25 protein-coding genes are annotated in these 24,504 nt (G+C 63.1%); 21 read left to right on the top strand and 4 right to left on the bottom strand.

Features of this window, described 5'->3' with window-relative positions; genetic code table 11:
* Positions 1-51: 51 nt before the first annotated feature.
* Entirely contained in the window at positions 52-609 is a 558-nt protein-coding gene (locus V3587_RS26815) for an NUDIX hydrolase (RefSeq protein ID WP_054828098.1), read from the bottom strand.
* Positions 610-667: 58 nt separating this feature from the next.
* Between V3587_RS26815 and dop the strand changes: the two genes are divergently transcribed.
* The 4 genes from dop (at position 668) to prcA (ending at position 4,149) form a co-directional block, all read left to right on the top strand.
* On the top strand, positions 668-2,167 hold the full coding sequence (dop, locus tag V3587_RS26810) for a depupylase/deamidase Dop (protein WP_003944852.1): 1,500 nt from the start codon (positions 668-670) through the stop codon (positions 2,165-2,167).
* A 148-nt stretch (positions 2,168-2,315) separates the two neighbouring features.
* Entirely contained in the window at positions 2,316-2,510 is a 195-nt protein-coding gene (locus V3587_RS26805) for a ubiquitin-like protein Pup (RefSeq protein ID WP_003944925.1), read from the top strand.
* The gene (gene prcB, locus V3587_RS26800; protein WP_030536341.1) at positions 2,507-3,385 is read left to right on the top strand and encodes a proteasome subunit beta; all 879 of its coding nucleotides are present in this window, start codon (positions 2,507-2,509) and stop codon (positions 3,383-3,385) included. The genes V3587_RS26805 and prcB overlap by 4 nt, the downstream gene beginning before the upstream one ends.
* On the top strand, positions 3,382-4,149 hold the full coding sequence (gene prcA / locus V3587_RS26795) for a proteasome subunit alpha (RefSeq protein ID WP_003945006.1): 768 nt from the start codon (positions 3,382-3,384) through the stop codon (positions 4,147-4,149). The genes prcB and prcA overlap by 4 nt, the downstream gene beginning before the upstream one ends.
* 37 nt (positions 4,150-4,186) lie before the next feature.
* On the opposite strand, the gene V3587_RS26790 is transcribed toward prcA, so the two are convergent.
* Positions 4,187-5,605, bottom strand: a complete 1,419-nt coding sequence (locus tag V3587_RS26790) for a bifunctional phosphatase PAP2/diacylglycerol kinase family protein (RefSeq protein WP_007729871.1) — start codon at positions 5,603-5,605, stop codon at positions 4,187-4,189.
* Positions 5,606-5,749: 144 nt separating this feature from the next.
* Here V3587_RS26790 and pafA point away from each other — a divergent pair, with 144 nt between their 5' ends.
* The 7 genes from pafA (at position 5,750) to V3587_RS26755 (ending at position 14,355) form a co-directional block, all read left to right on the top strand.
* Positions 5,750-7,108 (top strand): Pup--protein ligase, encoded by a 1,359-nt coding sequence (gene pafA / locus V3587_RS26785; RefSeq protein ID WP_007729869.1) that lies wholly within the window; start codon positions 5,750-5,752, stop codon positions 7,106-7,108.
* 110 nt (positions 7,109-7,218) lie between these two features.
* Complete coding sequence (locus V3587_RS26780; RefSeq protein WP_042919732.1) at positions 7,219-8,229, top strand: helix-turn-helix transcriptional regulator; 1,011 nt, start codon at positions 7,219-7,221, stop codon at positions 8,227-8,229.
* Positions 8,229-9,206 carry a helix-turn-helix transcriptional regulator gene (locus V3587_RS26775; RefSeq protein ID WP_030536343.1) on the top strand — a complete coding sequence of 326 codons (978 nt, stop codon included), beginning with the start codon at positions 8,229-8,231 and terminating at the stop codon, positions 9,204-9,206. The genes V3587_RS26780 and V3587_RS26775 overlap by 1 nt, the downstream gene beginning before the upstream one ends.
* A gap of 134 nt (positions 9,207-9,340) precedes the next feature.
* On the top strand, positions 9,341-9,616 hold the full coding sequence (gene tatA / locus V3587_RS26770) for a Sec-independent protein translocase subunit TatA (protein ID WP_003944836.1): 276 nt from the start codon (positions 9,341-9,343) through the stop codon (positions 9,614-9,616).
* A 73-nt stretch (positions 9,617-9,689) separates the two neighbouring features.
* A complete protein-coding gene (gene tatC / locus V3587_RS26765) occupies positions 9,690-10,718 on the top strand; it encodes a twin-arginine translocase subunit TatC (protein WP_003945030.1) in 1,029 nt (342 codons plus the stop codon).
* 48 nt (positions 10,719-10,766) lie between these two features.
* Positions 10,767-13,478 (top strand): DEAD/DEAH box helicase, encoded by a 2,712-nt coding sequence (locus V3587_RS26760; RefSeq protein WP_283377430.1) that lies wholly within the window; start codon positions 10,767-10,769, stop codon positions 13,476-13,478.
* Between the two features lie 52 nt (positions 13,479-13,530).
* The gene (locus V3587_RS26755; RefSeq protein WP_003944884.1) at positions 13,531-14,355 is read left to right on the top strand and encodes a DUF4333 domain-containing protein; all 825 of its coding nucleotides are present in this window, start codon (positions 13,531-13,533) and stop codon (positions 14,353-14,355) included.
* Positions 14,356-14,359: 4 nt separating this feature from the next.
* Here the strand turns inward: V3587_RS26755 and V3587_RS26750 are convergent, their stop codons facing one another.
* Positions 14,360-15,325 carry a 5'-3' exonuclease gene (locus tag V3587_RS26750; protein WP_003944862.1) on the bottom strand — a complete coding sequence of 322 codons (966 nt, stop codon included), beginning with the start codon at positions 15,323-15,325 and terminating at the stop codon, positions 14,360-14,362.
* Between the two features lie 37 nt (positions 15,326-15,362).
* Between V3587_RS26750 and V3587_RS26745 the strand changes: the two genes are divergently transcribed.
* Positions 15,363-16,499 carry a M24 family metallopeptidase gene (locus V3587_RS26745; protein WP_283377429.1) on the top strand — a complete coding sequence of 379 codons (1,137 nt, stop codon included), beginning with the start codon at positions 15,363-15,365 and terminating at the stop codon, positions 16,497-16,499.
* Here V3587_RS26745 and V3587_RS26740 read toward each other — a convergent pair whose 3' ends face one another.
* Positions 16,500-16,925: a PPOX class F420-dependent oxidoreductase gene (locus tag V3587_RS26740; RefSeq protein ID WP_030536346.1), complete on the bottom strand. Its 426-nt coding sequence runs from the start codon at positions 16,923-16,925 to the stop codon at positions 16,500-16,502.
* 30 nt (positions 16,926-16,955) lie between these two features.
* On the opposite strand from V3587_RS26740, the gene V3587_RS26735 reads away from it, so the two are divergent.
* The 9 genes from V3587_RS26735 (at position 16,956) to V3587_RS26695 (ending at position 24,248) form a co-directional block, all read left to right on the top strand.
* Positions 16,956-17,717, top strand: coding sequence for an SDR family NAD(P)-dependent oxidoreductase (locus tag V3587_RS26735; protein ID WP_007729858.1), 762 nt, complete (start codon positions 16,956-16,958; stop codon positions 17,715-17,717).
* Positions 17,714-18,997 (top strand): precorrin-6y C5,15-methyltransferase (decarboxylating) subunit CbiE, encoded by a 1,284-nt coding sequence (cbiE, locus tag V3587_RS26730; protein WP_283377428.1) that lies wholly within the window; start codon positions 17,714-17,716, stop codon positions 18,995-18,997. The genes V3587_RS26735 and cbiE overlap by 4 nt, the downstream gene beginning before the upstream one ends.
* Positions 18,994-19,743: a precorrin-4 C(11)-methyltransferase gene (gene cobM, locus V3587_RS26725; RefSeq protein WP_003944967.1), complete on the top strand. Its 750-nt coding sequence runs from the start codon at positions 18,994-18,996 to the stop codon at positions 19,741-19,743. Before cbiE ends, cobM begins: the two co-directional genes overlap by 4 nt.
* Positions 19,744-19,766: 23 nt before the next feature.
* The gene (locus tag V3587_RS26720; protein ID WP_058226718.1) at positions 19,767-20,513 is read left to right on the top strand and encodes a cobalt-precorrin-6A reductase; all 747 of its coding nucleotides are present in this window, start codon (positions 19,767-19,769) and stop codon (positions 20,511-20,513) included.
* Between the two features lie 166 nt (positions 20,514-20,679).
* On the top strand, positions 20,680-21,579 hold the full coding sequence (locus tag V3587_RS26715) for a HAMP domain-containing protein (protein WP_283377427.1): 900 nt from the start codon (positions 20,680-20,682) through the stop codon (positions 21,577-21,579).
* A 158-nt stretch (positions 21,580-21,737) separates the two neighbouring features.
* Positions 21,738-22,379 carry a ScbR family autoregulator-binding transcription factor gene (locus V3587_RS26710; protein WP_019748499.1) on the top strand — a complete coding sequence of 214 codons (642 nt, stop codon included), beginning with the start codon at positions 21,738-21,740 and terminating at the stop codon, positions 22,377-22,379.
* A gap of 10 nt (positions 22,380-22,389) precedes the next feature.
* Complete coding sequence (locus V3587_RS26705) at positions 22,390-22,749, top strand: VOC family protein (RefSeq protein ID WP_019748498.1); 360 nt, start codon at positions 22,390-22,392, stop codon at positions 22,747-22,749.
* Positions 22,749-23,264, top strand: coding sequence for a DUF1990 family protein (locus V3587_RS26700; protein ID WP_007729847.1), 516 nt, complete (start codon positions 22,749-22,751; stop codon positions 23,262-23,264). The genes V3587_RS26705 and V3587_RS26700 overlap by 1 nt, the downstream gene beginning before the upstream one ends.
* Before the next feature lie 201 nt (positions 23,265-23,465).
* Positions 23,466-24,248, top strand: coding sequence for an alpha/beta hydrolase (locus V3587_RS26695; RefSeq protein ID WP_283377426.1), 783 nt, complete (start codon positions 23,466-23,468; stop codon positions 24,246-24,248).
* The last annotated feature ends 256 nt before the right edge of the window (positions 24,249-24,504 follow it).

Below are 24,504 nucleotides of genomic sequence, written 5' to 3'. Positions count from 1 at the left end.
TCACAGGTCCCACCAGTGTTCAGTCCCAGCGGTGTTCAGTCCCAGCGGTGTTCAGCTCCAGCAATAGTCGGCCAGCAGCGCGCGTGAGTCCGGAACGAACGGCCACGACGGGTCCTGCAGGTGGGCGCCGAGTTCTTTCGGCGTCCACCACCAACCTTCGGCGATCTCGCTGGGCTGATGTGCCATCGGCCCGTCGTATCTGAGTTCGAACGCAAACAGGTGACAGCGCAACGGAGAGTTGTTCCACTCGCCGTCCCAGGATTTTCGAGCGATCTCCGTCAGTTGGAGTGGCTGGTCTGCCGTTCCGAAGATTCCGAGTTCTTCACCGACTTCACGGATCGCAGTTTCCTGCGGCGTCTCACCTGGATCGACGACACCTCCGGCCAGACAGTCGTGATAGCCCCCGAACACCGCTTTCGTGTCGGTTCGGCGATGGACGTAGATGCGGGAGCCGTCCCCGGTACGAACCAGGACGCCCGCACTCGCGTGCCAGAGCCCACCCGAGTAGACGACGGAACGTGGTGCTCGGCCGATCGGATTACCCGTCCGGTCGTACACGGCGACTACCTCGTCCGCGGGATTCAGGTCTGCGGTGAGAGGTTGGTGCATTCCTCCAACTGTGCCACGCCTGTGGGTGCCGCGCCGCAATCACATAGGCTCTTGTGTCATGCAGCGGATCATCGGTGTCGAGGTCGAATACGGAATATCTTCACCCAGTGAGCCGTCGGCGAATCCGATTCTCACTTCAACCCAGGCGGTGCTTGCCTACGCCGCCGCAGCGGGCGTGCCACGGGCCAAGCGCACACGCTGGGATTACGAGGTCGAATCTCCGCTGCGAGATGCCCGAGGCTTCGATCTGGGGCGAATGAGCGGTCCCGCGCCGGTGATCGACGCGGACGAGATCGGCGCCGCGAACATGATTCTCACCAACGGGGCACGGTTGTACGTCGATCACGCCCATCCGGAGTATTCGGCGCCCGAGGTCGCCGACCCGCTCGACGCCGTGATCTGGGACAAGGCCGGCGAACGCGTCATGGAAGCGGCTGCGCGGCACGCATCCAGCGTGCCGGGTGCGCCACGGCTGCAGCTGTACAAGAACAACGTCGACGGCAAGGGTGCCTCGTACGGCACGCACGAGAACTACCTCTGCTCACGTGAGACCCCGTTCGCCTCGATCGTGACCGGATTGACGCCGTTTTTCGCGTCCCGGCAGGTGATCTGCGGTTCCGGTCGTGTGGGTCTCGGTCAGTCCGGCGACGAGGCCGGATTCCAGCTTTCGCAGCGATCCGACTACATCGAGGTCGAAGTAGGCCTCGAGACCACTCTCAAGCGCGGAATCATCAACACCCGCGACGAACCGCACGCGGATGCGGACAAGTATCGCCGCCTGCACGTCATCATCGGTGACGCGAACCTCGCGGAGATGTCGACGTACCTCAAGGTTGGAACAACGGCGCTGGTACTCGACCTGATCGAGGCAGGTGTCGACCTCACCGATCTGCAACTGGCGCGTCCGGTCACGGCCGTCCACCACATCAGTCACGACCCCACTCTGCGCAAGACCGTTGCGCTGGCCGACGGACGTGAACTGACAGGGCTTGCGCTGCAACGCATTTACCTCGAACGTGTCTCGAAGTTCCTCGACCGTGAGACCGATCGTGATCCGCGAGCGGACGATATCGTCGCCAAGTGGGCGATGGTTCTCGATCTCCTCGAGCGCGATCCCATGGAGTGCGCGAACATCCTCGACTGGCCGGCCAAACTGCGTCTGCTCGAAGGGTTCCGCAATCGTGAGGGACTCGCGTGGTCGGCGCCGCGATTGCATCTGGTGGATCTGCAGTACTCCGACGTGCGACTCGACAAGGGCCTGTACAACCGCCTGGTTGCTCGCGGCTCCATGGAGCGGCTTGTCACCGAACAGCAGGTTCTCGACGCGGTCACGAACCCTCCCACCGACACTCGCGCATACTTCCGGGGCGAGTGCCTACGCCGATTCGGGGCCGATATCGCGGCCGCGAGCTGGGATTCGGTCATCTTCGATCTCGGCGGTGAATCGTTGATCCGTATCCCCACCCTCGAGCCGCTTCGAGGTACCAAAGCGCACGTCGGAGCGTTGCTCGACTCCGTGGACAGCGCCGCGGAACTGGTTGATCAGCTCACTCACTGAAATCAGCCGATGCGGCTCGCCGTCGCGTCTCTCCACACCTGACGGTGCCGCTCGGTAGGGTGAAGGTCCGAGCGGGATCAGTTACCGACTCTGCTGGGCCGAACAGGATGCTCGCGAGAGCTCCCTTCACACAAGGAGGTCGACGGCGATGGCTCAAGAACAGACGCAGCGTGCCGGTGGCGGCGAAGACGACGAAACCACTGGTGGCGACGGCAGTGCCGGCCAGGAACGTCGCGAGAAGCTCGCTGCAGAAACCGACGACCTGCTCGACGAGATCGACGACGTGTTGGAAGAGAACGCCGAGGACTTCGTCCGTGCCTACGTCCAGAAGGGCGGCCAGTGACGGTGGATCGCGCGCCCCGGATCACAGACGGGGACACACGGTTGAGCTTCGGCTCGAATCTGTCGTCATTCTCGGAATACCTTCGGGTGCATGCACCGGAGCATCTTCCGCAGAACCGCTTCGCCGACACAGGAGGTGTTGTCATGGGCGGGGGAGACGTAGCTCCGCACGGCACCACCATCGTCGCGATCAGCTATGCGGGTGGTGTTCTGCTCGCGGGTGATCGCCGAGCGACGATGGGCAATCTCATCGCCAGCCGTGACGTGCAGAAGGTGTACGTCACGGACGACTACTCGGCTGCGGGTATTGCCGGTACGGCCGGGATCGCAATCGAACTGGTCCGGCTCTTCGCGGTCGAGCTCGAACATTACGAGAAGATCGAAGGCGTCCCACTCACGTTCGACGGCAAGGCCAATCGACTTTCGTCGATGGTTCGAGGAAATCTCGGAGCAGCGATGCAAGGTTTGGCGGTTGTGCCACTGCTCGTGGGTTACGACCTGGACGCGGTCGATCCGTCCACCGCCGGTCGCATCGTCTCCTACGACGTCGTCGGTGGGCGATACGAGGAGCGCGCGGGCTATCACGCAGTCGGATCCGGCTCCCTGTTCGCGAAATCGGCGCTCAAGAAGCTGTATTCACCGGGAATCGACGAGGACACCGCGCTTCGATTCGCCGTCGAGGCGCTCTACGACGCGGCAGATGACGATTCGGCTACCGGTGGTCCTGATCTGACACGAGGGATCTATCCGACGGCGGTCACCATCACCTCGGCCGGCGCTGTGGAGTTGTCGCCCAGCAGGGCTGCCGAGATCGCCCGGGAGATCGTCGCGGCTCGCACGGCGACCGCGAGTCCGGAAGGGGAGTCTGCGCTATGACGATGCCGTACTACGCATCAGCCGAACAGATCATGCGCGATCGTTCGGAATTGGCGCGCAAGGGAATTGCCCGCGGGCGCAGCGTCGTCGTTCTCACCTACCGCGACGGAGTGCTCTTTGTCGCCGAGAACCCGTCGCGTGCTCTGCACAAGGTCAGCGAACTGTACGACCGTCTCGGATTCGCGGCAGTGGGCAAGTACAACGAGTTCGAGAATCTGCGCCGCGCGGGCATCGTCCACGCAGACATGCGTGGGTACTCGTACGACCGTCGGGACGTAACCGGGCGTTCTCTCGCCAATGCGTACGCACAAACCCTGGGAACGATCTTCACCGAGCAGCCCAAGCCGTACGAGGTCGAGATCTGTGTTGCCGAGATCGGTCGCTTCGGAAGCAGTACGCCGGCTCAGCTCTACCGGATCACGTACGACGGATCCATCGCGGACGAGCAGGAATTCGTGGTCATGGGCGGCACGACCGAACCGATCGTGACGGCGATGCGCGAGTCGTACCAGCGAGACCTCGACCTCGAATCCGCAGTGCGGATTGCAGTCGGGGCGCTCCAAAAGGGCGGCCCGGCACCGGCCGGAACCACTGAGGCGGAACCACGAACTCTCGATGTGAGTGCACTCGAGGTTGCCGTACTCGACAGCAATCGTCCACGCCGTGCGTTCAAACGGATCGCTGGAACGGTTTTGGAAGAGATGCTTCCAGCTCCGGCAGCAGTCGAGGATGCGCCGCCGGCAAACGGCGACGCACCCTCGTAGATACTCCGTAGGTCTGGGAGTTACTGCAGGTCTGGAGTTACTGAGTGACTCGGTAGACGGCCACCGCGCCCGGTTCGGTGTCGAAATCGAACCGGCGCGCGTCTGCCACCACTTCACCGTCGGTGGCGATGGCTACCGGTGAATCGGCGACTCGAACCGACATCGACGAGACGAGTTCGCGAACGTAGACCCGCGAGCTGCCCAATGTTCCTGTGGCAGCCGCAAACAGCAGACGTGAGCGCGAGAATTTCTTGTCCGCGCGCAGATAGCGGACGTCGAGTAGTCCACGGTTCATCTCCGGACGCGACATCGGCACCTGATCGGCGGGGGAGTATCGCCCGTTTCCGACGAACAGCATCCAGATTGTGGTCCGCTTCCCGTCGATGGTCACCGTCATCGGCTCCGCCGCTGCGAGAACCCGGATCATCGCGGCTCCTGCGGCCGGCCACTTACCGAATCGTGGTTCCCATTTTTCCCTCAGGCGCACAGCATCCGGGTATCCACCGAGGCTGGCTGTGTTGAGAAACCGTGCAGTCACTCCGGAATCCGTGCGCACCACCGCGTGGTCGACGAATGCCGCCTGACCGGACTCGACTGCCTGTGCGGTCTCCTCGACATTCACCGCCCCGACGTCGCGGGCGAAATGGTTCAATGTTCCGCCGGGAAAAACCGCAAGTGGTAGCTCGTGCTTTGTCGCCGCGGTCGCGACCGTGACCACTGTTCCGTCGCCGCCGCATACACCCAACGCTTTCGGCGAGAGCTCGGGGATCTTGGCATCGATCTGCATGTCGAAGTCGATGTCCGCGTCGAACTCGTAGACGATCGCTTCCGGTAGTAGTTCTCGAATCGATTCCACGATCCCGTCGTCCTCGGAGCCTGAACCAGGATTGGTGAAGACCAACAAGCCTTCTCCGCGCGGGAGCGCGGGAACCACGCACTCGGGTCCGAGTTCGGCGGGCTCTTCGTCGCGTACCGCCCACCAACGACGCGTGCCGGCAGCGATAGCACCGCCGACCGCGAGGCCTGCGAAGACGTCGGACGGCCAGTGGACTCCGTTGTGGACGCGTGAGTACGCCACTGCTGCGGCCAGTGGTGCGAGAGCAGCTCCAGCAACCGGGGACTCCATGGCCACTGCCGCGGTGAATGCCGCGGCCGAAGACGAATGTCCGGAGGGGAACGAGGACGACGTCGGAATGTCGACGCCTCGCTTCGGGCTCAGCCAGACGCGTGCCGGTGGGCGTCGGCGGGGAAAGAGGGGCTTGAGTATGCCGTTGGCCAGCGCGCTGGAACCGGCCAGTGCGAGCAGCCCGCGTGCTGCTGCCCTACGGGGCCGCCCGCCGATCATCGCGAGCAAGGCGGCGACAACCATCCACAAAACGCCGTGATCGGCGGCTCTGGAGAGAAACCGCATGGTCGGGTCGAGCACGGAAGGGCGCAGTGCTCCAGTGCTTTCCATGACTTTGACGTCGCTTCGGACAACTTTTCGGCGAATAAGGCTCACACCGTCACACTATGCTGCCGCCCGACGTTGTCGAGTCGTGACTTACGACGCGATCGAAGTACACGGGTGAACCTCGCATTCTGGTTGTACTGTCGAAGTGTGCAGAGACGAATCATGGGTATCGAGACGGAATTCGGCGTTACCTGCACCTTTCACGGGCACAGGAGACTGAGCCCCGACGAGGTTGCTCGTTACCTCTTCCGTCGTGTCGTGTCGTGGGGTCGCAGCTCCAACGTCTTCCTCCGTAACGGAGCTCGCTTGTACCTGGATGTGGGTTCGCACCCGGAGTACGCGACGGCCGAGTGCGACAGCCTCATCCAGCTGGTCAATCACGACCGTGCCGGTGAGCGTGTGCTCGAAGAACTGCTGATCGACGCCGAGGCGAGACTCGCCGAGGAGGGTATTGGTGGCGACATCTATCTCTTCAAGAACAACACCGACTCGGCCGGAAACTCGTACGGCTGCCACGAGAACTTTCTCGTCGCGCGCGCCGGTGAGTTCTCCCGCATTTCGGATGTCTTGTTGCCGTTCCTCGTCACGCGCCAGTTGATCTGCGGCGCCGGAAAGGTACTGCAGACTCCGAAGGCCGCGACGTTCTGCCTCTCGCAGCGCGCGGAACACATCTGGGAGGGCGTCTCGTCGGCTACCACTCGCTCGCGTCCGATCATCAACACCCGCGACGAACCGCACGCGGACGCCGAGAAGTACCGCCGCCTGCACGTGATCGTCGGCGATTCGAACATGGCCGAAACGACGACGATGCTCAAGGTCGGTTCTGCCGCACTGGTGCTCGAGATGATCGAAGCCGGGGTGTCGTTCCGCGATTTCGCGCTGGACAACCCGATTCGTGCCATCCGCGAGGTCAGTCACGACGTGACCGGTAAAAAGCCGGTTCGCCTTGCTGGTGGACGTCAGGCCAGTGCCCTCGATATTCAACGCGAATACCACGCCAAGGCAGTCGAACATCTGCGTAACCGCGAACCGGACCCGCAGGTGGAGCAGGTTGTCGACCTGTGGGGTCGCACCCTCGATGCCGTCGAAGCTCAGGATTTTGCGAAGGTCGACACGGAGATCGACTGGGTCATCAAGCGCAAGCTGTTCCAGCGCTACCAGGACCGTCACGGTTTCGATCTGTCCGATCCCAAGATCGCGCAGCTCGACTTGGCGTACCACGACATCAAACGCGGCCGGGGTGTCTTCGACGTTCTCCAGCGCAAGGGCTTGGTCAAGCGGGTCACCGAGGACGAAACGATCGACGACGCCGTCGAGAATCCGCCGCAGACCACGCGCGCCAAATTGCGGGGCGACTTCATCACCGCAGCCCAGGCAGCAGGCCGGGACTTCACAGTCGACTGGGTTCACCTCAAGCTCAACGATCAGGCGCAGAGAACGGTGCTGTGCAAGGACCCGTTCCGCTCCGTCGACGAGCGTGTCGAGCGTTTGATCGCTTCGATGTAGGTCACTCAATTTCGAGATGTACAAGACGGCAGGTCTGTTTTGCGGCGACGCGCCGGGCACGAAAGTGTCCGGCGCGCGTTCGGTTATCGGATAGCCACTAGGATTTCGGCGTGGCGACATCAAAAATCGAGCGGTTGATGAACCTGGTGATCGCATTGCTGTCCACCAGACAGTTCCTCACGGCGGAGAAAATCCGTGACAGTGTGGCCGGGTACAACGATTCCGCGAACTACGAAGCGTTCAGTCGCATGTTCGAGCGCGACAAGAACGAACTTCGTGACCTGGGTGTCCCGTTGGAAACCGGTCTGGCAGGACGGTTCTCGACCGTCGAGGGGTATCGGATCAATCGCAATGCCTACGAGCTTCCGGACGTGGACCTCACCAGCGAGGAATCTGCTGCAGTCGCCGTCGCGGTGCAGTTGTGGGAGTCGCCGGAACTGATTTCGGCAGCCCAGAGTGCACTACTCAAACTCCGAGCGGCCGGCGTCCAGGTCGACTCAGAAGTCAGTGCCGCCCCGGTCACCGCGATTCCCGCGCGCACCCGCGGTTCGGAGCCCGCGCTCGGCAAGCTTCTTGCAGCGGTCGACGCCGGCCGAGCAGTTCATTTTCAGCACCGCGGCGCATTGAACGAACCGTTCACCGAGCGCACCGTCGAGCCGTGGGGCGTCGTCACGCACAACGGCAAGTGGTACCTGGTCGGGCACGACGTCGACCGTGATGCGGTGAGGACCTTCCGGCTCTCACGGATCGGTGACGACGTCAGGGAGTTCGGCCCGGCCGGTTCGGTTCACAAACCTGAAGGTGTCGACCTTCGCGAGGTCGTCGATCGCGTGACCGGTTCGGGCGTCGTGACCGGGACGGCTACGGTATGGGTCGCAGACGGCCGCGCCCATGAGCTTCGGCGGCTTGCGACGTCGTCGTCCGAACGGCGGTTGACCGATCGCGACGGCAGCGTGCTGGCCATCCCCGTTCGATCCTGGGAATGGACCGCTCGGTTGATCGCCGGTCACGGGTTGGACGCATTGGTGCTGGACCCACCGGATTTGCGTGCTGAGGTCGTCGCGAAGCTGCGCGCCGCCGCGGCGAGCCCGATCACCGGCCATGGACAGGGGGACCACTGATGAGCAATCGACTGTCGTCGCGGTTGGCACGGCTGCTCAACCTCGTGCCGTACTTCATCGCGAATCCTGGCATCAGTCCCGCCGAGGCCGCCGAGGAGCTCGGTGTCAGCACCACTCAACTGATGACCGACCTCAATCAACTGTGGGTGTGCGGACTGCCCGGTTACGGTCCCGGTGATCTCATCGACCTGTCCTTCTCCGAGGAAAGTATCGAGGTCACGTTCTCGGCCGGGATCGATCGCCCGTTGCGCCTCACCTCGACGGAGGCGACGGCGTTGCTGATCGCCCTGCGGTCCTTGGTGGAAATGCCGGGCATGGTCGATCCGTCCTCGGCGCAGCGTGCCATCGCGAAGATCGAGGACGCAGCAGGCTCGGCCGCGGCACGAGCCATCGGTCAGGACCGGGACACATCGCCTGCGCCGGACATCGCCGAAGACCCGATAGCCGCGACGGTCAGAGCCGCGCTCGCAGACAAGACCGCCCTGCGATTGACGTATTACTCGGCCTCGCGTGACGCGGTCTCCGAGCGCATCGTCGACCCCGTTCGTATCGTGTTGGTCGACAACTACAGCTACCTCCAGGCGTGGTGCCGTCAAGCCGAGGGCGTGCGGTTGTTCAGATTCGATCGGATCGACGCCGCCGTCCAACTCGACGAGCCCGCCGACCCGCCGCCGCAGGCCCTCGAGGAGGATTCGAATCTCGAATTGTTCAGCGGCGACGGTTCCCTTCCGGAAGCGCGGTTGTTCATCACCAAAGAGTGGGTGTGGATGCTCGACTACTACCCGTTGGACGTCGAGCACGTGAACGACGACGGGTCGGTCGAGGCGACGATGAGTTTCGGAACACTTGAATGGATGGCAAGGCTGGTGTTGGGATTCGGTGAGGGCGTTCGGGTCCTTCATCCGCCGGAACTGGTCTCCGAAGTCCATGATCGAGCCGTTGCGGCGCTCGACGCCTATGACGTAATCGGTTCGTAAAACTTCGGGAAACTTCACGTTCAGTGAGTTCGCAGGAAACAAACAGGTAAAAGGTAGCTGAAGTAAGTGCTTTGGCACCTCCGAGCGCCGGTTGTGTCCGGTAGCATCGAGGAATCTGATCATGGGAGGTCGTTATGGGTGCAATGCAGCCGATGCATTGGCTGATTGTCGCTGTTGTCGTCGTAATTCTGTTCGGGTCGAAGAAGCTTCCCGATGCAGCACGCGGTCTGGGTCGTTCCCTCCGCATCTTCAAGAGCGAAGTCAAGGAAATGCAGAACGACGATGCGGCGCCCGCAAGCGCGCCGGTCGCACAGCCTGCTCCAGCACAGTTGCCGACGGCCAACACCGCGGTGGTCGCAAACGGTGCAGCAGCACCTGTTGCGCAGCCGACCGAAGTCAAGCCGCTCTAGTACACACTGCGTTCTAGCCGGGGTGAAATATTCGTTCACCCCGGTTGTCTGCTGACCAAGACCAGGATGCACAGTGCGTATTCCGTTAGACCCGCGTAACCGCAAGCGGAAGGTCAACCCAGACGGCACCATGTCGTTGGTCGACCACCTGTACGAATTGCGGACTCGTTTGTTGTTCGCATTCCTCGGCGTGATCATCACCACGGCGTTCGGCTTCTTCTGGTATTCACACTCGATACTCGGTCTCGAAAGTCTGGGCGATCTGCTTCGCGGACCGTACTGTGAGCTTCCGTCCGAGAGTCGCGCCAACCTCAGCACCGACGACGCGTGCCGATTGCTGGCGACCGGGCCGTTCGAGCAGTTCATGCTGCGATTCAAAGTGGCGCTCACCGCCGGCATCGTTCTTGCCTGCCCGGTGTGGCTTTACCAATTGTGGGCATTCATCACCCCGGGCCTATACGCCAAAGAGCGTCGCTACGCGGTCGGATTCGTCACCGCAGGTGCCGCTCTCTTCATTCTCGGCGCAATCCTGGCGTACCTCGTCGTGGCGAAGGCTTTGCACTTCCTCCTGACCATCGGTGACAACGTCCAGATCACCGCGCTCAGTGGTTCGGAGTACTTCGGCTTCATCATCAATCTGCTGCTCATCTTCGGCGTCAGCTTCGAAATCCCACTGCTCGTCGTCGTGTTGAACTTTGCCGGCATTCTGACGTACGAGCGTTTGAAGGCCTGGCGTCGAGGATTGATCTTCGGGCTCTTCGTATTCGCTGCAGTTGCCACGCCAGGGTCGGATCCGTTCTCGATGTTGGCGCTCGCGCTGGCTCTGACGCTTCTCTTCGAGGTCGCGGTCCAGATCGCTCGCCTCAACGACAAACGTAAGGCCAAGCGAGCCGGTGAAGACTGGGGCGCACTGTCCGACGAGGAAGCTTCCTCCATCTCGGCTCCGTCCGATCTGAACGAGGCTTTCGACAATCCGACCAAACCCAAGGCCGAATCGAGTGGATTGTTCGGACGTAAGTCCAAGTCCAAGGCTCCGGTCGCGGAGAAATCCGACACCGCCGGCGACAACGCGCCCGGCCAGGATTTCACTGACACTCTCTGAGCGCCGTGCCACCACGTCGGCGGCGTGTGAAACCCTGACGAGGTGGTTATGAACAAGAGTGAACTGAGCACGTTCGCGTCCAGCCTGAAGTTCGAACTCGATCCATTCCAGGTGAAGGCATGCGTTGCGCTCGAAGCGGGCCACGGCGTCCTTGTCTGCGCGCCGACCGGTGCAGGCAAGACCGTGGTCGGCGAGTTCGCTGTCCACCTGGCTCTCGCGGCGGGCCGCAAGTGTTTCTACACGACGCCGATCAAGGCGTTGAGCAATCAGAAGTACGCCGAACTCGTCGAGCGGTACGGCCCCGGCGAAGTCGGTCTGCTGACGGGTGATTCGAGTATCAACTCCGACGCACCGGTGGTCGTCATGACCACCGAAGTCCTGCGGAACATGCTCTACGCCAACTCCGAGGCACTGCGCGGGCTTTCGCACGTCGTCATGGACGAAGTGCATTACCTTGCCGACCGGTTCCGCGGGGCGGTGTGGGAGGAAGTGATCCTGCACCTGTCCGAGGACGTACGCCTGGTGAGTTTGTCGGCGACCGTGAGCAATGCCGAAGAATTCGGTGCCTGGATGGAAACCGTCCGCGGCGACACCACTGTGGTCGTGGACGAGACTCGGCCGATCCCGCTGTGGCAGCACATCATGGTCGGTAGGCGAATCTTCGATCTCTTCGACAGTCGTAGTCATCCTGCTGCCGGGCCGAAGACCGTGCTCGTCGACCAGGATCTGGTTCGCCACGTCAAGCAGCGTCAGGCTCTCGAACGCGTCGAGAGCTGGCAGCCGCGTGGCCGCGGACGACGCGGCAGCTACCAGAGCTCCAACGATTTCCGGCCCTTGCCACGACCTGACGTCATCGCTCAGCTCGATCAGTCCGGACTGCTCCCGGCCATCACTTTCATCTTCAGCCGCGCCGGTTGTGATGCGGCTCTTGCACAGTGCCTGCGGTCCAGACTGGATCTCACTTCGCCGGAGCAGGTCCGCGAGATCGACACCATCATCGAGAAACACACCGGGGAACTACCCGAAGAGGATCTCGAAGTTCTCGGATATCGGGACTGGTGCAAGGCACTACGACGCGGACTGGCATCTCACCATGCCGGCATGCTGCCGGCATTCCGCCAGACAGTCGAGGAACTGTTCGTCAAGGGGCTCGTGCGGGCGGTCTTCGCGACCGAGACGCTGGCCCTCGGCATCAACATGCCGGCACGCACGGTGGTGCTCGAACGTCTGGTCAAGTACAACGGTGAATCGCACGCCGAACTGACGCCGGGGGAGTACACGCAGCTGACGGGTCGGGCCGGCCGACGCGGCATCGACGTCGAAGGCCACGCTGTGGTCCTGTGGCAGCCCGGGGTCGAGCCGACGGATGTCGCCGGCTTGGCGTCGACACGGACGTTCCCGCTCCGCAGTTCGTTCCGCCCCTCGTACAACATGTCGATCAATCTCGTCGAACGCATGGGCGCGGCGGATTCACGGAAGCTGCTCGAGCGTTCCTTCGCGCAGTTCCAAGCGGATCGCTCGGTGGTCGGCCTGGTGCGTGGCATCGAGCGGAACGAAGAAGCACTGAAGGGTTTGCAGGAGAAACTCGGCGGTGCGGACGGTGAGTACTTCGAATACGCGTCGTTGCGTGAGCGGCTCAGTGCGCGCGAGCGCGCGCTCGAACGTAAGGGCCGCGAAGACCGACGCGGAGATGCGGTGGAGTCCCTCCGTGCACTCGCCCGCGGTGACGTGATCGCAATTCCCATCGGTCGTCATTCAGGGGTGGCAGTGGTCCTCGTCCCGGACAACGATCCGAAGGACCCGCGTCCGCTGGTTCTGACGGCCGATCAGTGGGCCGGCCGACTCTCCTCGGGTGATTTCCCGGAAGCAGCCGACGTTCTGGGAAAGATGCGACTGCCCAAGCATGTCGATCACCACACCGCCCGGATCCGGCGCGATCTGGCCTCGGCGTTGCGTAGTACCGGGATCAGTGCCCCCCGGCGAAAGAAGCGCCACAAGGCGGGCGCATCCGAAGATGCCGAGGTCGCTACTTTGCGACGTGCTATTCGCTCGCATCCGTGCCACAGCTGGCCCGATCGTGAACATCTGAGCCGGATCGGTGAGCGCTACAACCGGCTGGCCAGGGAAACGCAGTCGATGAGGGAAAAGGCTGCGGCCACCACCAACTCGTTGGCGCGGACGTTCGACCGCATCATTAAGCTACTCAAAGAGCGTGAGTACATGACTGCCGAAGCAGCGCCCGAAGTCACCGAATCCGGACGACGACTCAGCCGCATCTACTCGGAAAGCGACCTTCTGGTCGCCGAATGCCTGCGGACCGGGGCGTGGACAGGACTCAGCCCGGCTGAGTTGGCGGCCGTCGTGTCCTCGGTGGTCTACGAATCACGTCGGGACGGGGACACCGTCGATCGGGTGCCGACAGCGGCGCTTCGTCACGCCCTCAACGACACTCAACGATTGTGGAGCGAACTGCGGTCGGACGAGATTCGCCACAAGCTGCCGCCGACGCGGGAACCGGATCTCGGATTCGTCACTGCCGTTTATCACTGGGCGAGCGAGAACTCGCTTGTCGACGCACTGATCGCGGCTGGAGTGCAGGGTCGTGCGCTGTCTGCGGGTGACTTTGTACGTTGGTGTCGTCAGGTGATCGATCTCCTCGATCAGGTCCGCCTGACTTCGACGGATGCCGACGTCGCGAAGACTGCGGCGCGGGCGGTAGCTGCAATTCGTCGCGGGGTAGTTGCTGTCGACGCAGCATGACCGCAACTATGTGGTTTGATTCGCAGACTGGTATTTCGAGTGGGAGGCGAACATGAGCGGGCCTTACGGACCGAACGATCCGAATCGGCAATGGGGTCCTGGTGATCAGCAGCAGCCGAACGAGCAGCAGTGGGGGCAGAATCCTCAGCAGCCGGGCGGACAACAGCAGCCTGGTCAGCAGCCCGGCCAGCAACAGCCGTGGGGTCAGCCTGGTCAAACACCGCAGCCCGGTCAGCAGCCCGGCCAGCAACAGCCGTGGGGACAACCTGCCTACGGCCAGCCGGGTGGTCAGCCTGCGTACGGTCAGCCGCAACAGCCTGGACAAGGACAACCCGGCCAGCAACAGCCGTGGGGACAACCCCAGCAACAACCTCCCGCACAGCCGTGGGGTCAGCCCGGGCAACAGCAGTCACCTGACGCAACCCAGGCGTGGGGTCAGCCTCCGGCTGCCGCACCGCAGCAGGCGTGGGGCGCCACGGCCCCCGGGCAGACTCCGGGACAGCAGAACCAGTGGAACCAGGCTCAGCCGTTCCCGAGTCCCGGTGCGCCCGGAAACCAGTCGGGTAAGTCGAAGAAGCCCCTGATCTTCGGTGCGATCGGCGTTCTCGTCGTTCTTGCCGCTGTCGTGGTGGCCCTGGTGTTCGGAGTCTTCGGCAAGAACACACTCGATCAGAGCGCGGCTCAGGCCGGCGTCGAGAAGATCGTCACCGAGTCCTACGGGGCGAAGAACGTGAGCAACGTTCAGTGCCCCGCGGACCAGGAAGTCAAGTCAGGCAACAAGTTCACCTGCACGCTTTCGATCGCGGGTGTGAAGTCGAACGTGACCGTGACGTTTGTCGACGACAACGGCACGTACGAGGTCAGCCGCCCGAGCTGACGCCCTATTGGTCGGAACGGCCTGCCGCCGCAGCCTCGAGCGCGGCGGCAAGCCGGCCGGCCGAGCGCTCGATGTTCAGCGAGGCCGCCACTTCCTCGAGGCGTGCGGGATCGACGGGGGTCGCCGGGAGTCGGTCGTCCTTCGAGAACTGAACGTCCGCGTCGCGAACCACTCGTACGACCGGCAACGCAGCATCAAGGTAAGCCATTGCCTCAGGTGAGGTCAGTTTTGCGCGAATCCCCTTGGCCATATCCGATTCAGGATCAGCTGCGGCCGCCCGAAGTCCGGCCAACGAGCCGTAACGGAGCATCAGTGTCGACGCAGTCTTCTCACCGACACCTTTGATGCCGGGTAGACCGTCGGAGGCGTCTCCGCGCAGTACCGCGAGTTCGGCGTAAGCCTCGCCCGCACGGTCACCGGGTACTCCGTACTTCTCCGCAACCTCGACCGGTCCGAAGAGTTCCGCCTTGGACAGGCCACGGCCCACGTACAGGACACGGACGGGCACGTACTCGTCGGTGACGACCTGCAGTAGGTCTCGGTCACCACTGACGACGACGGTGAGATCTTCGCGCTCGGTGGCGGCAAGCGTTCCCAGTACGTCGTCGGCTTCGAGTCCGACTGCACCCGCCGTCGCGATACCCGCTGCAGCGAGCACGTCCATGATCATGTCGACCTGAGGCGTCAACGTGTCCGGAACTTCTTCGGACGCACCGTCAGAGCCTTCCTCGACGCGATGCGCTTTGTACGTCGGGACTGCATCGACGCGGAACTGCGGTCGCCAGTCCAAGTCCAGGCACACGGCGAGACGACTCGGCTGGTGTTTGGTGATCAGGGAAGCAACCATGTCGGTGAAACCGCGCACCGCGTTGACAGGTCTTCCGTCGGGGTCGACGAATGATTCGGGCAGCGCGTAGAACGCACGAAACCACAGGCTGGCACCGTCGAGGAGAAGCAATGGCCCACTCATGGTCACCATCCTGCCAGTCGGCACTAACCTGTAAGCCATGACGTCTCCAGCCGAACAGGATTCCCGATTCTCCAGCGCCGTGTACGGCGCACGTATCGCTCGTGCCGCCGAGTTGGCTCGATCAGCAGGTCTCGACGGTCTGGTGGTGACTCCAGGTCCGGATCTGCGGTACCTGACGGGTTCTCGGGCTGACTCGTTCGAGCGCTTGACCGCGTTGGTCATCGCCGCGGACACGGCGAAGGCGTCCGTCGTACTTCCTCGGCTGGAGTTGGCGTCGCTGAAGGAATCGGCAGTGGGCGATCTCGGGTTGACCGTCCTCGACTGGGTCGACGGTGTCGACCCGTATGCGATTGTGGCGGCGCAACTCCCGACCGGCGCGAAGGTTGCGGTGACGGATGCGATGCCTGCGCTGCATCTGATCCCGCTCGCAGACACCTTGGGCGCGTTGCCGATTCTCGCCACCGGCGTCTTGCGCGAATTGCGGATGGTCAAGGACGGCGCCGAGATCGAGGCGTTGCGGCGAGCCGGTGCGGCCATCGACCGTGTCCACGCCCGCATGGCCGAGTTCTTGGTCGTCGGACGTACGGAAGCTGAAGTAGGCGAAGCGATTTCGGCGGCGATTCTCGAAGAGGGGCATACCGAGGCCGCGTTCGTGATTGTCGGTTCGGGCCCGCACGGCGCCGATCCGCATCACGAGGTTTCGGACCGGGTGATCGAGAGGGGCGATATCGTGGTCATCGATATCGGCGGACCGGTCGAGCCCGGATACAACTCGGACTCCACTCGCACGTACAGCATGGGGCAGCCGTCCGCGGAGGTTGCCGCACAGTTCGCGGTACTCGAGGCGGCGCAGCAGGCTGCGGTCGATTCGGTGCGGCCAGGAGTCTCCGCAGAATCCGTGGACGTTGCAGCCCGCGAAGTGCTTGCCGCACAAGGGCTTGCAGAGGTATTCGTTCACCGCACCGGTCACGGTATCGGGCTGTCCGTGCACGAGGAGCCGTACATCGTCGAGGGCAACGCCATCGAACTCGTCGAAGGTATGGCCTTCAGCATCGAACCGGGAATCTACTTCCGCGGCAGTTGGGGTGCCCGTATCGAGGACATCGTCGTCGTGACCGCCGACGGTTGCGAGTCGTTCAACAACCGTCCGCACGGCCTGACTGTCCTCGCCTGATCAGCTTTCCTTGAACGCAGCGGACCCGAGTATGCGTGTGACGTCGATTTCGATGACCACGCGCGCGGGATTGACCCGTGGCTGGCGGTACCGCTCGGCATAGCGCCGAACGGCGTCGGCCACGGAGTCCGCGTCGGTGAGCACGCGTGCCGGCCCCTCGAGCGTGAGCCAACGGCCACCGTCGACCGAACTGACGGCGGCGTATCCGCCACGCGCTGCGTTGATCGCCTTCTGTGAGCCACCGCTGGTGATCACGCGCGCCTTTCCGGCTTCCTGGTCCCAGGTGAACCCGACGGCAACGACGTGTGGGGTGCCGTTCGGACGCAACGTCGTGAGTGTCGCGAGGTGGTATTCACCGACGAACTTCAGCCCGTCTTCGGTGAGAGTCTGCTGTGACGATGGCGTGGTGGAGGGGGTGAGCGTCATGCCACGACGGTAATCCAGGACACTGGAGCGGTGACTGCGGGTGCGAACGTGAATGACATCGAGACGGTACTGCTCCTCGGCGGACGAAGTGAGATCGGCCTCGAGATCGCGGTCAGGCTCGCGCCGGGCCGCAACATCGTTCTGGCTGCCAGACGCAGCGGAGAGCTGTCGGAGCAGGAGCAGATGCTCAAAAACGCCGGCGCTGTCGACGTCTCCACCGTCGAGTTCGACGCCGACGCCGTGGACACTCACGGAGAGCTCCTGGGCGCCGTCGTCGCCGAGCACGGTCGGATTTCGGTTGCAGTGCTGGCCTTCGGAATTCTCGGCGATCAGGCGCGTGCCGAAACCGACTCGGCGCACGCGGTCGCGGTGGTGCACACCGACTACGTGGCACAGGTCAGCATCCTCACCCACCTCGCAGAGATCATGCGCCGACAGGGAACCGGAAAGATCGTGGTGTTCTCGTCCGTCGCCGGCGTCCGGGTTCGCCGCGCCAACTACGTCTACGGGAGCGCAAAGGCCGGCTTGGACGGTTTTGCCAGCGGTCTCGGCGACGCGCTGCACGGTTCGGGCGTCCAGTTGATGCTGGTACGGCCAGGGTTCGTCATCGGGAAGATGACCGAGGGAATGTCGCCTGCCCCGATGTCGAGCACTCCGTCGCAGGTCGCCGACGCCGTCGTACGGGGACTGAAATCCGGGGCGACGCGTGTGTGGGTTCCGCGAATTCTGCAGCCGGTGTTCTTCGTCATGCGGCTTCTGCCTCAGACGATCTGGCGCCGGATGCCGCGATGACCGCACACCCGGTGGTGATCGTCGGCATCGGCGCCGACGGCTGGGACGGGCTGTCCGAGAGCGCAAAGGGCGCAATCCTCGGTGCGGAGGTCCTGATGGGGTCGCCGCGCCAGCTGGACTTGGTCCCGGCGACACATCTCGGGGCACGGCGTGCGCCCACCAGGCTCACCTGGCCGTCTCCGATGATTCCGGCGTTGCCGTCGATGTTCGCCGAGAACGCGGACCGCAGAGTATGTGTTCTCGCCAGTGGTGACCCGATGTTCCACGGCCTAGGCGTCACGTTGGTCCGGCTGCTCGGCGCGGACAACGTGCGAGTGATCTCGCACCCGTCGTCGGTGGCGTTGGCGAGCGCGCGAATGGGATGGGCATCGGCCGAGGTCGACGTCGTGAGCCTGGTGAACCGAGACTCGGCGACCGTCTTGGCGGCAGTGGTCGATGGCGCGCGCCTGTTGGTTCTGAGCAACGGGCGCTCGACACCGGGGGAGGTGGCACGTCTGTTGTCCGGCGCGGGCTTCGGACGATCGATCGTGACCGTGCTGGCCCAGCTGGGCGGGGCCGAGGAATCGCGGACCGTCACGGTCGCAGACGAGTGGGATCACGCGGACGAGGACGTGGACGCGTTGAACGTTCTGGCCGTCGAGTGCATCGCGGCCGATCCTCTCTTGCGGCTGACTCGAATCCCGGGGCTACCGGATGCTGCGTTTGTCGGCGACGGTCAGATGACCAAGCAGGAGATCCGCGCATTGACGTTGTGTGCACTCGCACCGGCGCCGGGAGAACACCTCTGGGACGTGGGCGGTGGGTCGGGAACCGTCGCCATCGAGTGGATGCGAACTCACCCACGTTGCACTGCAACAACATTCGAGAAGATGGCGAGCCGCGTGTCGCAGATCGGTGCCAATGCACTCAATCTCGGCGTGCCCGCGTTGAACGTGAAAGGGGCCGCGCCGGAGGCGTTTGCGGACGAAGTCCGACGTCCCGATGCGGTGTTTGTCGGCGGCGGCGTCACGCAACTGGGAATGCTCGAAGCATGCTGGGAGCAGTTGAGCGTGGGTGGTCGTCTGGTCGCGAACGCCGTGACCGCCGAGTCCGAATCGTTGCTGCTCGGCTGGATGAGTCGCCATGGTGGGACGCTGCGACGCTTTCAGGTGCAGCGCGCCGAGCCGTTGGGAACGTTCAACGTTTGGCGACCGCAACTTCCGGTGGTCCAATGGTCCGTCACAAAACGTCAGCCGTCTGCAGGCGCAGACACAGATACGCCGGAGGAATCCACACAATGACCGTTCATTTCATCGGTGCGGGTCCCGGTGCGGCAGATTTGATCACTGTCCGCGCGCAACGGATCATCGCTGCGAGCCCTGTGTGCTTGTACGCAGGCAGCCTTGTTCCAGCGGAGTTGCTCGAGTGGTGCCCGGTCGGAGCTCAGGTCGTGGACACTGCTCGGCTGAGCCTGGACGAGATCACCGCGATTCTTGTCGAAGCGGATTCCGCTGGGCTGGACGTCGCGCGTTTGCATTCCGGTGATCCGTCGATCTTCAGTGCAGTGGCAGAGCAAGCTCGTCGCCTGGACGCCGCAGGAGTCGATTTCGACATGATTCCCGGTGTTCCTGCATTTACCGCGGCTGCAGCCGCGCTGGGGCGCGAGCTGACTGTCCCAGGCGTCTCGCAGACCATTGTTCTCACCCGAGTCTCCACCTTGTCGACGGCGATGCCGGAGGGCGAGGATCTGCGGTCCCTCGGCCGCAGCGGCGCGACGATGGTGATTCACCTCGGCGCTCATCGCATCGAACAGATCGCATCCGAGTTGGCCGACAATTACGGCGAGGACTGCCCGGTCGCGGTGGTCGCCTTCGCCTCACGGCCCGAGGAGATCGTTGTTCGAGGCACTTTGAAGACGATCGTCGAACTTGTTCATGCGGCCGGCATCACGAAGACGGCCGTCGTGATCGTCGGCCGAGTGTTGACTGCGGAGGGGTTTCCGGACAGCTACCTCTACTCGGCAGCGCGCGAGAGAAGCACACACTGACCTCGACAGGTACTCGTCGTCGCGTGCTCCTGCTCGGCGGCACAGGCGAAGGTCGAGTGATCGCTTCTCGCTTGGCCGGTTCAGCCGACCTCGAGGTTGTCACATCGCTGGCCGGCCGGGTTCGTGATCCTCGATGGCCGGAGGGGGAAGTGCGTATCGGCGGGTTCGGGGGAGCCGAAGGGCTGTCGGAGTGGTTGTCGGCCAATGATATTCGTGCAGTGCTCGACGCCACGCATCCGTTTGCCGCTCGCATCACCCAGAATGCGTTCGAAGCGTGCCTTGCGAATTCCGTGCCGTACGCCATGTACCGACGCCCGCCCTGGCGCGAGCAACTCGGTGACACTTGGCTTCCGGCACACGATCTCGATCACGCCGCAGAGTTGGTGCCGACGGTCGGCTCACGCGCTTTTCTGACGATCGGGAGGCAAGGAGTTTCGGCGTTCGACCGCGTGAAGAGCGTCTCGTTTCTCGTGCGCTCGATCGATCCGCCTTCAGGGACATTGCCGCCTCACTCGCAATTGCTGCTCGCACGTGGTCCATTCGACATCGAAGCGGAAGTCGATCTGATGCGAACTCACAGCATCGACGTCGTGATCACCAAGAACAGTGGCGGCGAGCAGACGTACGCAAAGATCGCCGCAGCCAGGCAATTGTCGATCCCGGTGATCGTCGTCGAACGACCACCGATCCCGGCGACCGTCCCGGCATTCGATACCGAAGCCGAGGCGATGGACTGGCTCACGGCTTTCGGTCGTGGAACGGCGCTGTGAGGCCGACATCGCGTTCGCTTCAGGTTCGTCTAAGGTTCCGTGACCATACTGGAGGGATGTTGGGATTTTTCGACGCCGCACTGCGGGACCGCGCATGAGAGTGTCGGTTCCCGGAATGAGCCGTCGAAAACCATCGGGAATTCACGTGCGGACGCTCCATGCTCGCGTGAAATTGCTGACTGCAGGCCTGGTGGCGATCGCGGTGATCGTGTCGGCGTCGGCGGTGTACATAGTGTTCAACGCGTATTTGCAAGGCAACGTCGATCGACAACTCGAGCGCACGAGTGACGCGATCACCGACACCGTCAATTTCGGCGGTGTCACACCGGTTCTGGGATTGACGGCCGGCGCGGATACAGCGGTCATCCAGGCGGTGGGGCTTCTCACTGCCGACGGCGCCTTGGTGACGGCGACTCCCGGTCTGCCGCCGTTCAGCACGAGCGCAGACGCCATCAGGTCGATCGCAGACGGCAATTCGTCGCAGACAATCGCGACGGTTGATGCGTATCGAATTCTTGTCGAGCCCTCGGTTGCGGGCCAGACTTTGGTTGTCGCGCAATCCCTGGGGCCGACGCGTTCGGTACTCAAGCGACTGGCAGTGGTGTTGGCGGCACTCGGGGCGGCCGGAATCGCCCTAGCTTACGCGGCCGGAGATGCTGTGGCACGCACAGGATTACGGCCGATTGCGCGACTTACTGCGGCGACGCGGCGGGTCGCCGAAACGGATGATCTTGCGCCGATCCCGGTGACCGGTGACGACGAGTTGGCGTCGTTGACAGTCAGTTTCAATCGGATGCTCGGGACGTTGTCGGAATCGCGGGCACGCCAGAGAAGTCTGATCACCGAAGCGGGCCAGGACCTTCTGGCTCCTTTGACTGCACTTCGCACCAATATCGAGTTGTTGATGTCTTTCGATACCAAGTCCAGCGCGATTTCCGAGGCGGATGCAACGCAGCTGCGTGAGGAAATCACCGACCAGATGATGGAGTTGACGCTCCTCGTCGGAGAGTTGGTGGACCGTGCGCGGGTTGACGAAAGCACGTTGGGGAGAGGAGATTCCCTCTAAATCGGACGTCTGACCAGCGACTTTGTTGCATTCGTAATTGAAGCAATGGAAGGAGCGCTGGTAATGTGGGGCAATTGTGAAGTTTTTGGGTATAGCTGGAATGTGGCGCGAACCGTGGGGTTTGCTGGGCGGGGCCTTTGGAGGACGAGAGGGATTCAGTGGTCAAGCAAGCACGCGCCGAGCTGACTCGGCAGCAAATCGTTGCCGGCGCGGCCGCGCAGTTCGAGAAGACTGGTTACGGCAGCACCAGCATGGCCGACATAGTCTCGGGGGCCGGTACTACCAAGGGCGCGTTGTATTTCCATTTCGCGTCGAAGGACGAGCTCGCGCAATTCATCATTGCCGAACAGCATCGGCTCTCGATCGAGTCGGTGCAGGCGATTTCCGCGACGGGCAAGGACCCGTTGGAACAGATGATCATGCTCACGCACGAAATGGCACGCCAGATTGTCGACGAGCCGATCGTTCGCGCGGGCATTCGCCTCACGCTGGAACTGAGCACGTACGAGGGGCCGGTGGAACCGTACGCCGAATGGATCTCGGCAATCACCGATCTCACCGCCAGAGCTCAGGCGGAAGGTGAAATCCGAAAATCGGTCAGCGCAGAATCGTTCGGCAGGTTCATGCCCTCGGCATTCACGGGGGTACAGCTGGTTTCGAACGTCCTCACCCGACGCTCGGATCTTCCGGATCGTGTCGACGAGATGTGGCAGATCCTGCTTCCGGGAATCGTCAGCGACGAACTTTCCGGTGACATCGAGCGCCTCGTCAAGTCGCGGTGGACTCCGGCGGCGGCGTAGCCTGCGGGACATGGCCGTCACGCGGATAGTTTCGGATCTGTCGAGTAGCTCGCTCGAGGCCGCGCAGCGCTTCTACACCGAAGTGCTGGGCCTCGAAGTTGTCATGGATCACGGGTGGATCGTGACGTTGGCTTCGCCGACGGATCCGTCATTGCAGATCAGCGTCATGACGCACGACGCTCATGCGCCCGTAGTACCGGACGTCTCCGTCGAGGTGGACGATCTCGACGCGGCGTACGAGGCCGCGGTGCAGCGCGGCGACACCATCGTCTATCCCGTCACCGAGGAGCCGTGGGGTGTCCGCAGGTTCTTCGCTGCCGACCCCGACGGCCACGTGATCAACATCCTCAGCCACCGACGCGAGCAATGATGGCGTCCCGCCCGGGCGGGCTGACGTACCTCGAGGTGGGCGCAACGTCAGGCGTTCTCCCCGCCGGCTATCACCACGTTCACGAGAGCGCGACGGTCGGATCCGGACGGGAGGATTTCGAGGTTGCCGCTCGAACCGTCGCGAATTGGGGAATGCACCGCGGAGCCGGACTGGCCGTACGGACGGCAGCCCCGACCGCCGTGGCGGGTCAGGATGCGACCTTCGGACTCGGTCCGGTAACTATCCCCGTTCGGATCGTCTATGTCGTAGACGAACCCAATCGCAAGGGCTTCGCGTACGGAACCCGCGCGGGCCACCCCGAATGCGGGGAGGAATTGTTTGTCGTCCAGTTCGACGAGGCCAGCCAAGCGGTTCGTATCGAGATCGTTGCGTTCTCCAAGCCCGGAACGTGGTGGGTGCGTCTCGGCGCTCCGATCGGACGTCGAGTACAGGCGTTTGTCACGCGCCGCTACATCCGTGCCGTCCGCCAGAGCGTCGCCCGATCGCGGGTATGACCGCTGCCGGGCGCGCTGGAAAAATGATTGGACGAGCTTCGGTTCGGGTTGATAGCTTGTGCGAGACCGTGACAACACGCCAGGAGGTGAGACCCATGAACGCTGTAACCATGTGGGTGCTCCCACTCGTGTTCACGGATCGGCGATTGACGTAGGTGTCGCCGGGAGCGCCCCGAGTAGGCAATCCCGAAAGGTAACACCATGCAATCCAATTCTCAGACCATCGAATTCACCTCCGAGACAACGTCGAACGGTGTCATCGAACGCCATTTCGTTGTAGACGACATCACCGGCGTGCTCTGGTCACCGCCATCCGGATCCGTCAGATCACCACTTCTGCTGTCCGGGCACTCCGGCGGCATGCACAAGAAGGCGCCGGGACTGGTTGCCAGCGCACTCCACAGTGTGAGCTCCCACGGGTTCGCAGTCGCCGCGATCGACGCGCCCGGACATGGCGATCGGCCGCGGAACGCACAGGACGAACAGTGGGTCGAGGCGATCCACCAGGCTAGGGCGGCCCACGAGCCGATCGCTCCGATCGTCGTCGAGTACAACCGATCGCTGGCGGAGCGTGCAGTGCCGGAATGGCAGGCGACCATCGACGCTCTGCAAACGCTGCCCGACGTCAACGCCGACGCTCCGATCGGCTTTGGCGGCGTGTCGCTAGGGGTCGTGACCGGGCTGATGTTGGCCCCGGTCGAATCCAGGATCGCTGCCGTGAGCTTCGGTGGAGTTTTTGTGGACGACTCCCTCATCGAAGCGGCACGAAAGCTCACGGTCCCGGTCGAGTACCGGATCCCTTGGGACGACAAGGATTACGACCGCACGTCGGGGATAGCGTTGTTCGATGCCTTCGGCTCGACGGAGAAGACGCTGCACGCCTACTCGGGCAGGCACTATCCGGTGCCCGACTACGAGCGCGACAGTTCGGCTCGGTTCTTCGTCCGCCACCTCGGCGGGAGCGGTGGCGCTCCTGTGAGCTGACGTGAAACACGTATCGGCGTCCGGCCTGTGTCGGACGCCGATACGATCTCGACCAGGTTTCGTTTCTCAGCAAGACCCGAAGTAGTGGCGTCACCGAATCCTGCATCGATTTGACCGAAGCTTTTCAGATGATCATTTTTGTGGCGCTCGCGATGGTGGCGATTTCGATCCTTCGCTCGCTAGTGTCCTGCGCCTGAAATTCATCGTATAAATTGTTACGATACAAGAATGGTGCGCGTAGAGCATTCCGAACCTG

The sequence above is a fragment of the Rhodococcus sp. IEGM 1306 genome (assembly GCF_036541985.1).
Classification (GTDB): domain Bacteria; phylum Actinomycetota; class Actinomycetes; order Mycobacteriales; family Mycobacteriaceae; genus Rhodococcus_F; species Rhodococcus_F qingshengii.
This window is presented reverse-complemented; position numbering and strand designations above follow the sequence as displayed.

Coding starts and splice junctions, on each gene's coding strand:
- V3587_RS26745 (WP_283377429.1), top strand. CDS start 15,363: ATGACGTCTCCAGCCGAACAGGATTCCCGATTCTCCAGCGCCGTGTAC.
- V3587_RS26775 (WP_030536343.1), top strand. CDS start 8,229: ATGAGCAATCGACTGTCGTCGCGGTTGGCACGGCTGCTCAACCTCGTG.
- V3587_RS26760 (WP_283377430.1), top strand. CDS start 10,767: ATGAACAAGAGTGAACTGAGCACGTTCGCGTCCAGCCTGAAGTTCGAA.
- V3587_RS26705 (WP_019748498.1), top strand. CDS start 22,390: ATGGCCGTCACGCGGATAGTTTCGGATCTGTCGAGTAGCTCGCTCGAG.
- cobM (WP_003944967.1), top strand. CDS start 18,994: ATGACCGTTCATTTCATCGGTGCGGGTCCCGGTGCGGCAGATTTGATC.
- V3587_RS26755 (WP_003944884.1), top strand. CDS start 13,531: ATGAGCGGGCCTTACGGACCGAACGATCCGAATCGGCAATGGGGTCCT.
- V3587_RS26790 (WP_007729871.1), bottom strand. CDS start 5,605: ATGGAAAGCACTGGAGCACTGCGCCCTTCCGTGCTCGACCCGACCATG.
- cbiE (WP_283377428.1), top strand. CDS start 17,714: ATGACCGCACACCCGGTGGTGATCGTCGGCATCGGCGCCGACGGCTGG.
- V3587_RS26805 (WP_003944925.1), top strand. CDS start 2,316: ATGGCTCAAGAACAGACGCAGCGTGCCGGTGGCGGCGAAGACGACGAA.
- V3587_RS26815 (WP_054828098.1), bottom strand. CDS start 609: ATGCACCAACCTCTCACCGCAGACCTGAATCCCGCGGACGAGGTAGTC.
- dop (WP_003944852.1), top strand. CDS start 668: ATGCAGCGGATCATCGGTGTCGAGGTCGAATACGGAATATCTTCACCC.
- V3587_RS26750 (WP_003944862.1), bottom strand. CDS start 15,325: ATGAGTGGGCCATTGCTTCTCCTCGACGGTGCCAGCCTGTGGTTTCGT.
- tatA (WP_003944836.1), top strand. CDS start 9,341: ATGGGTGCAATGCAGCCGATGCATTGGCTGATTGTCGCTGTTGTCGTC.
- prcA (WP_003945006.1), top strand. CDS start 3,382: ATGACGATGCCGTACTACGCATCAGCCGAACAGATCATGCGCGATCGT.
- V3587_RS26740 (WP_030536346.1), bottom strand. CDS start 16,925: ATGACGCTCACCCCCTCCACCACGCCATCGTCACAGCAGACTCTCACC.
- V3587_RS26700 (WP_007729847.1), top strand. CDS start 22,749: ATGGCGTCCCGCCCGGGCGGGCTGACGTACCTCGAGGTGGGCGCAACG.
- V3587_RS26695 (WP_283377426.1), top strand. CDS start 23,466: ATGCAATCCAATTCTCAGACCATCGAATTCACCTCCGAGACAACGTCG.